Raw genomic sequence first — 12093 nt, 5'->3', positions numbered from 1 at the left:
ATCAGCGTCCAGCCCGCGGATGCGCGGCTGCATAGGCGCTCATCAGCCGGGCGGCATCGACCTGGGTGTAGAGCTGCGTGGTCGACAGCGAGGCATGGCCGAGCAGTTCCTGGATCGCACGCAGTTCCCCCTGTCGGGCGAGAAGATGGGTCGCGAAGGAGTGGCGCAGGGCATGGGGCGTGGCGCTCTCCGGTAGGCCGAGGGTGCCCCGGGCACGGGCGACCGTGTACTGGATGATCCGCGGGGAGAGCGGGCCGCCGCGGGCGCCGACGAACAGGGGCCCCTCCGATGGAAGCGGCAGCGGGCAGGCGGCGAGGTAGTCGGCGACCGCCTGCGCCACCACCGGCAGGATCGGCACCATGCGCTGCTTGCCGCCCTTGCCCAGCACGGTGACCTGATCGATGCCCGGCAGCGGGGCATCGCGGCGGGTGAGACCCAGGGCCTCCGAGATACGCAACCCGGCGCCGTACAGCAGGGCCAGCACGGCGGCATCCCGGGCGAGCACCCAGGGCTCGCGCTCCTCGCCGGCGCGGATCCCCGTATCGGTGAGCGCCACCGCGGCGGAGACCGGCAGGGGGCGGGGCAGCCGTCGCGGAACCTTCGGCGAGCGCACCCCACCCAGCGCCGAGACGGTGCCGTGGCCCTCGCGCTCCAGGAAGCGCGCGAAGGACCGCAGCCCGGCCAGCATGCGCATCAGCGAGCGCCCGGAAACCTCGTCGGCCCGGCGCGCCGCCATGAAGGCGCGGATGTCGCGCACCTTCAGGGCGACCAGCATCGGGATGGTCGGCGTGCCCAAACGACCGGCGAGGTGGTGGAGGAACTGGCGCAGGTCGCGCCCGTAGGCCTCGACGGTGTTGGGCGCCATCCGCCGCTCGCGCGCCAGCCCGTCGAGCCACGCCAGGACCATGGCGCGCAAGCGCGCGTCGCCGGGGAACAGCAAAAGGTCGGCGGTGGAGGCGTGCGCGTTCATGGTGCCAATCGACCGGATCAGCCTTGCCGGAGACTTAACACGGCCCGCCGTCCAGGCCCGAGACTCGCCTCATGGGAGAGGCCGTGCCAAGCTTTGACCATGACCCTCCTCGCTTATGCCGGTGCCGCCCTCGCGGAGATCGCCGGATGCTTCGCGGTCTGGTCCTGGCTCCGGCTCGGTCGCTCCCCTCTGTGGGTGCTGCCGGGCCTCGCATCGCTGGCGCTGTTCGCCTGTCTGCTGACCCTGGTGGACAGCCCTGCGGCGGGTCGTGCTTTCGCGGCCTATGGTGGCGTCTACATCGCAGCCTCAATCCTGTGGCTGTGGCTCGTCGAGGGCCAGCGGCCGGACCGCTGGGACCTCACGGGGGGCGCGATCTGCCTCGTCGGCACGGCGATCATCCTGCTCGGCCGCCGGCCCTGAATCAGCGGCCCATCGCGTAGAACTCGTCGTTCGGGCGTAGATCCGTCACGCTGGCGATCCGGTTCGACAGGGCGAAGAGTGCCGTGATCGAGGCGATGTCCCAGATGTCGTCCGGGCTGAACCCATGCCCGCCCAGCGCGGCGTAATCCTCCGCCCCGACGGCTTGAGAGCGGATCGCCACCTTGACCGCAAAATCCAGCATGGCGCGCTGGCGCGGGGTGATGTCGGCCTTGGCGTAGTTGACCGCGATCTGGTCGGCGATCCGCGGGTCCTTGGCCCGGACCCGCAGGATCGCCCCGTGGGCAACGACGCAGTAGAGGCAATCGTTGGCCGCGCTGGTGGCGACCACGATCATCTCGCGCTCGACCTTGGTCAGGCCGCCGGGCCGGTCCATCAGCGCGTCGTGATAGGCCAGGAAGGCGCGGAACTCCTCCGGGCGATGCGCCAGCGCCAGGAAGATGTTGGGCACGAAGCCGGCCTTCTCCTGCACGAGGGCGATACGGGCGCGCAGATCCTCCGGCATCTCGGAGAGCTTCGGCACCGGGAAGCGGCTGATCGGGGTCTCCGCGCTCATCATCGTCCTCACGAAATCCGCGTCTTGGTGAAACCAAGCGTTCACGATACGTACGGCAGCCTCGGGCCGTTCGTCGAGCCGTTCGTGGACCTGTGGAGCATCATGACCAGCCCCGTCCGCATCCTCGGGATCGATCCCGGGCTCCGCCGCACCGGCTGGGGCCTGATCACCGCGCAGGGGTCCAAGCTCACCTACGGCGCGTGCGGCGTGGTCACTTCGGACGGCGACCTGCCCCTGGCCCTGCGGTTGCGCGAGCTGTTCGAGGGGATAGGCCGCATCGTCGAGAGCCAGCAGCCCGACGAGGTCGCCGTGGAGGAGACCTTCGTCAACAAGGACGCGCAGGCGACGCTCAAGCTCGGCCATGCCCGCGCCATGGCGCTGGTGGTGCCGGCGCTCGCCGGGCTGCCGGTGTTCGAATACGCCGCAAACCTGATCAAGAAGACCGTGGCGGGCTCCGGCCACGCCGAGAAGGTGCAGATCCAGGCGATGGTGCGCTTCCTGCTGCCGAAGGCCGAGTTCCGCGTGGCCGACGCCGCCGACGCGCTGGCGATCGCCATCACCCATGCCAGCCACCGGGACTCGCACGCGCTCCGCAAGGCGCATATGCAGGCGGGCAAGCGCCGCAGCCTCACGGGCCAGGCGGCCGCGGGGCAGGGGCTCGAAGGAAAGGGCTTTTCCGCCGCAGCCGCCGCACGCATCGAGGCGGCGCTCGCGAAACAAGGCTGATGGGATCGGGATCGACTTGGTGGGGGAAGTAGGACTCGAACCTACGAAGCTTACGCAGCGGATTTACAGTCCGCCCCCTTTGCCGCTCGGGACATTCCCCCAAGGCGGGTTTTTTCGCCCGCGGCGCCCTTATGGTGAGGGGTGGGCCGGGTGTCAACGCTTCTCGTGCGCCGATCCGGCACCGGGCTGTGCAGCGCCGCTCCGCTGGCACGCAGCCGTACCACCCGTCCGGAAGAAAACGCGAACGTTCCGCGACGGAAGGGATTCACAAAGGAATCCCGATCGGCCACGGTGGGCGTATGTCGCCCTGCTTCGTCGGCCATTGACCCGTCCCGCCCCGTCCCTGCGGTCGCACCAGCGTACGCTGATGGCCCTGGTGGCGGCCATGGCGAGCGGGGAGGCGGGCGCCGTCCGCGATATCCTGGCGGCGGTGACGCCCGGCGGCGGCAAGTCGTTGCTGCCGGTGATCGCCGCCCACCAGTTGATCGCGGCGGGTCTGGTCGAGCGTGTGGTCTGGGTGGTGCCGCGGGATTCTCTGCGCCTCCAGGCCGAGGAAGCGTTTGCCGACCCGCTCTGGCGCGCAGCCTTCGGGCACGTGCTCAGCGTGCGCGCGGCCGACAACGAGCGCGATCCCGCACGGGGGCTGTCCGGCTACATCACCACCTATCAGGCGATCGCCGCCGCGCCGGCCCTCCACTTCGCCGAGGCGCGGGCGCACCGCACCCTTCTGGTGATCGACGAGGTCCATCACCTGCCGGCCCCCGGGCGGCCGGGAGCCGACGAGGGCAGTGCCGAGGATGCGGAGGCCGGGGCGTGGTCCCGAGCCATGCTCCCTATAATGGAGGCCGCCACGTTCCGCCTCTATCTGTCCGGGACGCTGGAGCGGGCCGACGGCAAGCGCATCCTCGGACTGCCCTACCGGGCCCCCGCACCGGGGCGCGGTCCCGAGCTCAATCTGGATACACCCGGGCTCGCGGTGATCGGCTATTCCCGGTCGCAGGCGCTGGCCGAGCGGGCCGTGCTGCCGGTGACGTTCGGGGCTATCGACGGCGAGGCGAGCTGGCTCGAAGGCGGCCGGATCGCCGGGGACAGCCCCCGGGTCGGGCCACACCGCCTGGGCGCCGGTTCGGTCCGCATCACCACACGACCAGCCCTGTTCACGGCGCTCCGCACCGGCTTCGCCCGCGACCTTCTGAGCGAAGCGTTCCACGCCACGAAGCGCCTGCGCGCCCGGCGCCGGGCCGAGCGCGATCTGCCGCCCGGCGAGGCGGTGCGAGGCCTCGGCAAGCTCCTCGTGGTGGCGCCCGATCAGGCGAGCGCCCGTGCGTACCTCGAAACCCTCCGGGGCTGGATGCCGGCGGGGCAGGGCGCGCGGGACGTCCGGCTGGCCACCTCGGGCCAGGGGGATGCCCACGCGGCGCTGGCCGCCTTCCGCCTGACGCCGGAGCCGGCGATCCTCGTGACGGTGGCGATGGCCTATGAGGGGCTCGACGCCCCTGAGGTCGCCGTGGTGGCGGCCCTCACACATATCCGCTCGCGCCCCTGGCTGGAGCAGATGCTGGCCCGGGCCACCCGGGTCGATCCGCATGCCGGCGCCTACGACACGCAGCAGGCGCTGGTCTTCCACCCCGACGACCCGCTCTTCGCCCGGTTTCGCCTGGAGCTCGAGACCGAGCAGGGCAGCAGCATCCGGCCCCTGCGCGAGCGGCCGGCCAGCGCCGTCGTGCCCGAGCGGACTCATTGGCGCGACGAGGATCCCGGAGGGATCACCCCGCTGGAGAGCAATGCGATCGGTCTTCGCTATGCCCTGCTGCGCCCGCGCCTCGTCGAGCCCGCCCCGGCGGCCCCGGCACCCGAGCCGCCCTCCGTCACCGAACGGACTCTGCGCCAGAGGCTCGCCGCCACGGTGGCGGCCCAGGCGGTGGAGGACGAGGCGTCGCTTCGGGTGGCCCGCGGCAGCAACCTCGCGCACCGCTACAACGCTGTTCTAAAGCGCGTGCTCGGCAAGGGCCGCGCGACCATGACCCTGCCCGAGTTGGAGGCCGCGCTCGGCTGGCTTGAACGCAACCGCCTGTCGGACCATCTCGACTGCCTCGATGGCGATACGCGCTACGCGTGGTCTGCCCGCCAGCGCCGGGGCCGCTGGACGCTGGAGCGCGCCGCCCGACGCTGAAACGCTACGGGACCGAGGAGAGCGCCGTGACCGAGATCCTGCCTGTCGCCGGCCCGGCCTTCGCCGCCTTCACGGCGACCCTGACCGAGCCCACCCCGCCCACGGCATGGCCGGCCCCGTTGGCCGCGCTCTGGTGGCTGGCGCAAACGCCCTCCGGACCGGGTTCGACCAGCTGGGAGCAGGCCCACGCCCTCGTGCAGGCGGAACCGGGCCGCGATGCCGCTTGGGTGCACGCCCATCTCCATCGCATCGAGGGTGACGCGGGGAATGCGCGCTACTGGTACGGGTGTGCCGGGCGCACGGATCCGCACGGAAGCGTGGCCGAGGAATGGGCCACGATCGTCTCGGCCCTGCTCGACCAGGTCTAAATCCCAGTTTTGTGAGGGATCGAAATACGATCTGTCGTCGTTCCTGGCGGCACCTGTGCATGGGACGGTCAAGTGAAAAGCCTTCGAACCACCGCCAGATCTATGACAATTTATTTTGACAGTTCGCTCGATCGCCCGTCTGCGTGACAGAAGTTTCATAGTTACAGGGTCGGTCACTCTGCAACTTCAGATTATGTTCATGAACACCAGAACACGCCCACGTGATGCAGCCGTGGAAATTGTCCTCATCCAAATTGACTACGTTGTTTTTTGACTCGCATAAGCGCGAAAACTGATTATGGCTGATCGCGTAGATTTTGGTTCAGGGGAACTCACTGGTCGTCGTGATAAGTTTGGTTTGCTTGATTAGCGGGATCGCCCTCGCTTACAGTTCGCTCCATGATCCCGCCCGCGCCGCCGTGCTGGAGCGCTGGAGCGGCGTGTGTCTCGTCCTCGGTCTGAGCCTGCTCGGCGTCGCGCTCCACGGCGCCCACGGATAGAATCCGGGCGGCGGTGACCGAGTCGTGGCATCCGTGTCGGAACGCCAGGCTAGAACCGCCCGTTAAACGCCCGCCCGGTACGTGAGCCGGGCCACATTTATCGGAGCGGACTCATGAGCCTCCTCGGCAGCATCGTCGGCAAGATCCTCCACCCATTCGGCGGCGGGACCGCGGATGCCGCGCCCGCGCCAACCGCAGGCTCAGGCGGCCCAGCCGGCACCAGCACCCCGTCGACACCCTCGGCACCCGGCACTGCGGGCGGCAGCGAGCCCGTGGACGTCGCGGCGGTCCTCACCGGCCTTGCCGAGAAGAACCCGCAGACGCTCGACTGGCGTCACTCCATCGTCGACCTGATGAAGCTGCTGGGCCTCGATTCCGGCCTTGCCTCGCGCAAGCAGCTCGCCGACGAGCTGCACTACAGCGGCGACAAGGACGACTCGGCCACGATGAACATCTGGCTGCACAAGCAGGTGATGCAGAAGCTCGCCGAGAACGGCGGCAAGGTGCCGGACGATCTGAAGCACTAGAACCACGACGGAGAGTTGCCGGACTTCCTGGGGGCATCGCTGCCAGGGGTTGGTCCCGAACTCTCCGACACTCCGATGCAACGCCGTTGAGCTAGACCATCGTGCCGGTTTCGATCACCGGCACGATGGTCTAGGCTTACGCGCGATTGCAATGTGATCGGGCCCGGCTCGACGCAGGCGGACCAAGCGAAGGCATCGTGCGGGAGCGGTTCATCGCCTCGGTGGTGCTGGTCGCGGCCTACTCTGCCGCGGTGACGTGTGCCTCATCACGCTCCACCGAGACGCGCAGCGCCTGGAAACACCTGATCCAGTCTGCCGCCATGCCGCGAGACCGTGCCGTCGCGTTCAGCGACCCGCGGCTTGCCGAGATCGTCGCCCCCATCGCGCGCGGCGATACCGCCCGCATCGCTGCCCTGGCGGACGACACCGATCTGTCCGCCCATGGCGACCAGAACGTAACCCTACTCGAATGGGCGATCTGGAAGCGGCAGCCACGCGCATTGGCGGCCTTGCTCGGGGCCGGCGCCGACCCGTCCGAGCCGGGCATGGACCAAGAGACCGTCGTGCACATGGCGGCGATGGTCGAGGACCCGCAATGCCTGACGATCCTGCTGTGGCACGGCGCACCGGCCGAGCCGGAGAGCCCGCGCGCCGGTTGGATGCCTCTGTTCCGCGCAATGCAGAGCAGGCGTGAGGCGCAGGTCCGGTCGCTGGCGCAAGCCGGAGCCGATCTGCACCGGATCGATCACTTGGCAACTCGCTGCTGCATCTGGCCGCGCAGGGCGGCCCGAACTCGTGGGTGTTGAGATTGCTGGAGGCAGGGCTCGACCCGAGCCTGCACAATGCGCAATGCGCATGACAAGACCTTCCAGCCGTACATCCTCACCATACCCGAAGGCCTGCTGAACGACACCAGGCGACGGACCCGCGCCGCAATCCGCACGCGGTTGACCATTCGCGGCATCCCGATGGAGGAGAGCCGCTGACCGGATCGGCGAGGCCACGTCCGGCCTTCGCGCGTCAGCGCCCGGTCCGGACCCGGGTCCAGAGCCGTGTGACGAAGCGCTGGGTGCGGTCGTCCCAGGCGGTGTTGGTCGAGAGGCGCTGCATCGTCGCCTCGTCCGGGTAGATGCCGGGATTGTTCAGAATCTCGGGCTTCACGAATTTCTTGGCAGCCAGATTGCCGCTGGCATACGAGACGAAGTTGCTGTTGGCCGCCGCTACCTCGGGCCGCATCATGTAGTCGATGAAGGCAAGCGCCTCGGCCGGGTGGGCAGCATCCTTCGGGATCGCGAAGGTGTCGAACCACATCAGCGCGCCTTCCTTGGGCACCATGTAGGCGATCTCGATCCCGTTCTTGGCCTCGTCGGCCCGGCGCTTGGCCTGCATCACGTCGCCCGAATAGCCGACCGCCACGCAGATATCGCCGTTGGCGAGCGCCTGGATGTATTCCGACGAGTGGAACTTCCGCACGGTGCCGCGCACCTTGAAGAGGGCGTCGGTCACCAGGGTCACGTCGTCCCAGCGCTTGGAATCGGCCTTGGCGCCGAAGGCCGGCAGCATGCTGGGGATCAGATCCTCCGGGCTGTCGAGCATCATGATCCCGCATTCCTTCAGCCTATTGGCCGAGGCGGGGTTGAGGACGAGATTCCAGGAATTCACCGTGGCGTTAGCGCCCAGGCGCTCGCGCACGGCGGCGACGTTGTAGCCGATTCCGGTGGTGCCCCACATGTAGTCGACGGCGTAGGTGTTGCCGGGATCGTAGGCCGCGAGCCGGCTGGTGACCTCCGGCCAGAGAGTACCGAGATTCTTCAGCTTGGACTTGTCGAGCGGCAGGAAGGCGCCGGCCCGGATCAGCCGCTGCAGGTAGGGACCGGACGGCACGACGATGTCGTAGCCGGACCGGCCGGCCAGCAGCTTGGTCTCCAGGATCTCGTTGTTGTCGTAGGTGTCGTACACGACCTTGATCCCGGTCTCCCGGGTGAAGGTTTCGAGCACCTGCGGGTCGATGTAGTCCGACCAGTTGTAGATGTTGAGGACCCGCTCCTCCGCGGCCCGGGGCATCGCGGCCGAGCCCAGCGCCGCCAGGACGGCGAGGGAGGCGGCCACCAGGATGGAGCGGCGGGGAAAGCTCACCGGCTTCTCGCTGCCACGACTACGATCTCGACGAGATATTCGGGGGCGGCGAGCTTGGCCTCGACGGTGGCGCGGGCCGGCGGATTCTCAGGTGACACCCAGGCATCCCAGGCGGCGTTCATCTCCGCGAAGGTCGCGATATCGGCGAGATAGATTGTGGCCGAGAGGATGCGCTCCTTGTCGCTGCCCGCGGTCGCCAGCAGCCGGTCGATCTCGGACAGGATCTGCTGGGTCTGGATCGTCACCCCGGTCCCGACCGTGTCGGCGGCGACCTGCCCGGCGAGGTAGACCATGTCGCCGAAGGTGACGGCCTGCGCCATGCGCTTGCCCGGCTCGATCCGCTGAATGTCCATACCCGTCTCCAACCTCCCGGAACGGGCTTATCTGCCGTCGTGGCGGGCCGGCCGTAAAGGGCGTTGCGTCCGCACAACGCGGGTCGCAGCGGAAATTTGTGATCCTGTCGCAGGGTGCGGGCAACCGTCGCGGGGCCCGAAGCGTTCTGCCGGCATCGACAATCAAGCACTGGGGTTTGTTATGGGTATCCTCTGGACCGTCATCATCGGGTTTCTCGCCGGCGTCATCGCCAAGTTCCTCATGCCGGGACCGAACGAGCCGTCAGGCTTCATCCTGACCACGATCCTCGGCATCGTCGGTGCCTTCGTGGCGACCTTCCTGGGCCAGGCCATCGGCTGGTACGGGCCGAACCAGGGGGCGGGCTTCATCGGTGCCATCGTGGGCGCCGTGGTGGTGCTGTTCATTTACGGCTTCATCGCGAGCCGCCGCACCACGACCTACTGATCTCTCCGGCACACCCGGAAACGACGAGGGGCGCCCCGCGGGGCGCCCCTTTTTTGTAGGACCGTGTCCCGTGCGCTCAGAGATGCTCGGAGGCGGCCTTCACGGCGCAGTGGCCGGTCGCGCCACGTACCGCCAGCCCGACGCCCACGACGAGCGCCAGCAGGCTTAGGAGCTTGTTCGGTCGCGGTTGCGCGGCCGCTGCCGCGATGCCGAGGCCCAAGGCCACCGAGACGGCGCGCTCCGTGGTGGACAGGTTCGGCTGCCCGCTGAAGATGTCGTGCATCATGTCGTTGGCCATGGAAGAATCCTTTGGTGTGGGGTCGCCGGGCGAACGCGGACCAGCGAGCGGCGTTCCCGCCGCGACCCGGTTCCGATGGCCGAGACCGGTCGGTGTTGCGCTACAGGTTGCTCCCTTCCGCGAGCCAGGACGATAACCCGCAAAGAAAAAGGCGCGGCCCCGGAGGACCGCGCCTGTCTTAAAACCCGCGCCGGCCGGAGCCCGCGCGGGTGTACTGATGCTTACTCGCCGGCCTCGCGGCGGCGCTCGCCGCGATGGCGGCCGCCCTCGCGGGGCTCGCGCGGCTCGTCGCCGCGCTCGGGCCGGTCGGCGTCGCGCTGGGCCTTCACCTTCTCGGTGATGTCCTCGCCGGTCTCCTGATCGACCACCTTCATGGACAGGCGGATCTTGCCGCGATCGTCCTGGCCGAGGAACTTCACCTTCACCTTGTCGCCGTCCTTGACGACATCCGTCACCTTGGCGACGCGGTTCGCGGCGAGCTCCGAGATGTGGACGAGGCCGTCCTTGGCGCCGAAGAAGTTCACGAAGGCGCCGAACTCCATGCACTTCACGATCGTGCCGTCGTAGATCACGCCGACCTCCGGCTCCGCCACGATCGAGCGGATCCAGTTGTAGGCCGCCTTGATCGCCTTGCCGTCGGCCGAGGCGATCTTGACGATGCCGGTATCCTCGATGTTGATCTTGGCGCCGGTCTTCTCGACGATCTCGCGGATCACCTTGCCGCCGGTGCCGATCACGTCGCGGATCTTGTCGGTCGGGATCTGCATCGTCTCGATGCGCGGCGCGTACTCGCCGAGCTCCGGACGGGCGGCGGTCAGGGCCTTCGCCATCTCGACGAGGATATGGGCACGCCCGTCCTTCGCCTGGTCGAGGGCGACCCGCATGATCTCCTCGGTGATGCCGGCGATCTTGATGTCCATCTGGAGCGAGGTCACGCCCTCGTCCGTGCCGGCCACCTTGAAGTCCATGTCGCCGAGGTGATCCTCGTCGCCCAGGATGTCGGACAGGACCGCGAAGCGCTCACCCTCGAGGATGAGGCCCATGGCGATACCGGCAACCGGACGGCGCAGGGGCACGCCGGCATCCATCAGCGACAGCGAGCCGCCGCAGACCGAGGCCATCGAGGACGAGCCGTTCGACTCGGTGATCTCCGACACGACGCGGATCGTGTACGGGAACTCGTGAGCCGGCGGCAGGACCGGGCGGATCGCCCGCCACGCCAGCTTGCCGTGGCCGATCTCGCGACGGCCCGGGGAGCCCATCCGGCCGGTCTCGCCGACGCTATAGGGAGGGAAGTTGTAGTGGAGCAGGAAGCGCTCCTTGTAGGTGCCGTCGAGCGAGTCGATGAACTGCTCGTCCTCACCGGTGCCCAGCGTGGCGACCACCAGGGCCTGGGTCTCGCCGCGGGTGAACAGCGACGAGCCGTGGGCGCGGGGCAGAACGCCGACCTCGGAGACGATCGGGCGGACCGTCTTCAGGTCGCGGCCGTCGATGCGCGAGCCGGTGTCGAGCACGTTCCAGCGCACGACCTTCGACTGCGCCTCCTTGAAGGCGGCCTTGACCTTCTCGGCCGGGTACTTCTCGGCGCCCTCGGGGCAGAGGGCGGCCATCACCTTCGCCTTCACGGCGTCGACGGCGGCGTAGCGCTCCTGCTTGACGGTCTTGGTGTAGGCGGCGCGCAGTTCGGTCTCGCAGACCTCCAGCACGGCCTTCTCGACCTCGCCGTTCTCCGGCGCCTGGAAGTTGCGCGGCTCCTTGGCGGCCTTCTCGGCCAAGCGGATGATCGCCTCGATCACCGGCTGGAAATGCTTGTGGCCGAACATCACGGCGCCGAGCATCACGTCCTCGGACAGCTCCTTGGCCTCGGACTCGACCATCAGCACCGCGTCCTGCGTGCCGGCGACGACGAGGTCGAGGGAGGATTCCTCCTTGGTCTCGGTGACCAGCGGGTTCAGCCGGTAGCCGCCGTTGATGTAGCCGACGCGGGCGCCGCCGATCGGGCCCATGAACGGCACGCCCGAGAGGGTCAGCGCCGCGGAGGCCGCCACCATGGCGACGATATCGGGGTCGTTCTCGAGGTCGTGGGTCAGGACGGTGACGACGACCTGCGTGTCGTTGCGCCAGCCGTTGACGAAGAGCGGACGGATCGGGCGATCGATCAGGCGGGAGACCAGGGTCTCCTTCTCGGAGGGCCGGCCCTCGCGCTTGAAGTAGCCGCCCGGGATGCGGCCGGCCGCGTAGGCCCGCTCCTGGTAGTTCACGGTGAGCGGCATGAAGTCGATGCCGGCCTTGGGCTCCTTCGTGGCGACCACGGTGGCGAGCACCGAGGTCTCGCCGTAGGTGGCGACCACGGCGCCGTCGGCCTGCCGGGCGACCTTGCCGGTCTCGAGGACGAGCTTGCGGTCGCCCCACATCAGCTCTTCGCGTTGAACGTCGAACATTCTTGATCTCTTCCTTGCCTGCGGCGGGCGTTGGCCCGGCGCCGCCGGGGGCAAGACGGCGAGACACTCCGGGTGGAAGTGTCTCGCGATCCTGCCCCGATGCCGACGCCTCGAAGCGGCCCGCTTGTCGGGAGGCCGGACCCATTCCGGCAGCCCGTGATC

The 12093-nt window shown here is 68.7% G+C and carries 15 protein-coding genes and 1 tRNA gene; 9 read left to right on the top strand and 7 right to left on the bottom strand.

Features of this window, described 5'->3' with window-relative positions; genetic code table 11:
* Position 1: 1 nt before the first annotated feature.
* Complete coding sequence (locus OXS49_RS04185; protein WP_244005585.1) at positions 2-970, bottom strand: tyrosine recombinase XerC; 969 nt, start codon at positions 968-970, stop codon at positions 2-4.
* Positions 971-1069: 99 nt separating this feature from the next.
* Between OXS49_RS04185 and OXS49_RS04180 the strand changes: the two genes are divergently transcribed.
* On the top strand, positions 1070-1390 hold the full coding sequence (locus OXS49_RS04180; RefSeq protein WP_267422077.1) for a YnfA family protein: 321 nt from the start codon (positions 1070-1072) through the stop codon (positions 1388-1390).
* Between the two features lies 1 nt (position 1391).
* On the opposite strand, the gene OXS49_RS04175 is transcribed toward OXS49_RS04180, so the two are convergent.
* Positions 1392-1967, bottom strand: coding sequence for a peroxidase-related enzyme (locus OXS49_RS04175; protein ID WP_267422075.1), 576 nt, complete (start codon positions 1965-1967; stop codon positions 1392-1394).
* A gap of 99 nt (positions 1968-2066) precedes the next feature.
* On the opposite strand from OXS49_RS04175, the gene ruvC reads away from it, so the two are divergent.
* On the top strand, positions 2067-2690 hold the full coding sequence (ruvC, locus tag OXS49_RS04170) for a crossover junction endodeoxyribonuclease RuvC (RefSeq protein WP_267422063.1): 624 nt from the start codon (positions 2067-2069) through the stop codon (positions 2688-2690).
* Between the two features lie 17 nt (positions 2691-2707).
* Here the strand turns inward: ruvC and OXS49_RS04165 are convergent.
* A tRNA-Tyr gene (locus OXS49_RS04165) sits at positions 2708-2791 on the bottom strand.
* A gap of 221 nt (positions 2792-3012) precedes the next feature.
* Here OXS49_RS04165 and OXS49_RS04160 point away from each other — a divergent pair.
* The 6 genes from OXS49_RS04160 (at position 3013) to OXS49_RS04135 (ending at position 7244) form a co-directional block, all read left to right on the top strand.
* A complete protein-coding gene (locus tag OXS49_RS04160; RefSeq protein WP_267422061.1) occupies positions 3013-4863 on the top strand; it encodes a DEAD/DEAH box helicase family protein in 1851 nt (616 codons plus the stop codon).
* 26 nt (positions 4864-4889) lie between these two features.
* A complete protein-coding gene (locus OXS49_RS04155) occupies positions 4890-5231 on the top strand; it encodes a hypothetical protein (protein ID WP_267422059.1) in 342 nt (113 codons plus the stop codon).
* 362 nt (positions 5232-5593) lie between these two features.
* Entirely contained in the window at positions 5594-5731 is a 138-nt protein-coding gene (locus OXS49_RS04150; protein WP_244005593.1) for a hypothetical protein, read from the top strand.
* A gap of 113 nt (positions 5732-5844) precedes the next feature.
* Positions 5845-6258, top strand: coding sequence for a DUF3597 domain-containing protein (locus tag OXS49_RS04145; RefSeq protein WP_244005594.1), 414 nt, complete (start codon positions 5845-5847; stop codon positions 6256-6258).
* Positions 6259-6455: 197 nt separating this feature from the next.
* Positions 6456-7064 (top strand): ankyrin repeat domain-containing protein, encoded by a 609-nt coding sequence (locus tag OXS49_RS04140; RefSeq protein WP_244005596.1) that lies wholly within the window; start codon positions 6456-6458, stop codon positions 7062-7064.
* A 36-nt stretch (positions 7065-7100) separates the two neighbouring features.
* Positions 7101-7244, top strand: a complete 144-nt coding sequence (locus OXS49_RS04135) for a hypothetical protein (RefSeq protein WP_267422053.1) — start codon at positions 7101-7103, stop codon at positions 7242-7244.
* Between the two features lie 34 nt (positions 7245-7278).
* On the opposite strand, the gene OXS49_RS04130 is transcribed toward OXS49_RS04135, so the two are convergent.
* Together OXS49_RS04130 and OXS49_RS04125 are read right to left on the bottom strand one after the other, a co-directional pair.
* A complete protein-coding gene (locus tag OXS49_RS04130) occupies positions 7279-8322 on the bottom strand; it encodes a polyamine ABC transporter substrate-binding protein (protein WP_244005616.1) in 1044 nt (347 codons plus the stop codon).
* Between the two features lie 68 nt (positions 8323-8390).
* Positions 8391-8747, bottom strand: coding sequence for a RidA family protein (locus tag OXS49_RS04125; protein ID WP_244005600.1), 357 nt, complete (start codon positions 8745-8747; stop codon positions 8391-8393).
* A 181-nt stretch (positions 8748-8928) separates the two neighbouring features.
* Here OXS49_RS04125 and OXS49_RS04120 point away from each other — a divergent pair, with 181 nt between their 5' ends.
* Entirely contained in the window at positions 8929-9192 is a 264-nt protein-coding gene (locus OXS49_RS04120) for a GlsB/YeaQ/YmgE family stress response membrane protein (RefSeq protein ID WP_267422048.1), read from the top strand.
* Positions 9193-9268: 76 nt separating this feature from the next.
* Here the strand turns inward: OXS49_RS04120 and OXS49_RS04115 are convergent, their stop codons facing one another.
* Together OXS49_RS04115 and pnp are read right to left on the bottom strand one after the other, a co-directional pair.
* Complete coding sequence (locus tag OXS49_RS04115; RefSeq protein WP_020093742.1) at positions 9269-9490, bottom strand: YgaP-like transmembrane domain; 222 nt, start codon at positions 9488-9490, stop codon at positions 9269-9271.
* A 221-nt stretch (positions 9491-9711) separates the two neighbouring features.
* Complete coding sequence (gene pnp, locus OXS49_RS04110) at positions 9712-11931, bottom strand: polyribonucleotide nucleotidyltransferase (RefSeq protein ID WP_243916761.1); 2220 nt, start codon at positions 11929-11931, stop codon at positions 9712-9714.
* Positions 11932-12093: the final 162 nt, after the last annotated feature.

The organism is Methylobacterium sp. GC_Met_2, from assembly GCF_026540795.1.
Classification (GTDB): domain Bacteria; phylum Pseudomonadota; class Alphaproteobacteria; order Rhizobiales; family Beijerinckiaceae; genus Methylobacterium.
The sequence above is the reverse complement of the archived record's forward strand: the minus strand, read 5'-3'. Positions and strand labels throughout refer to the sequence as shown.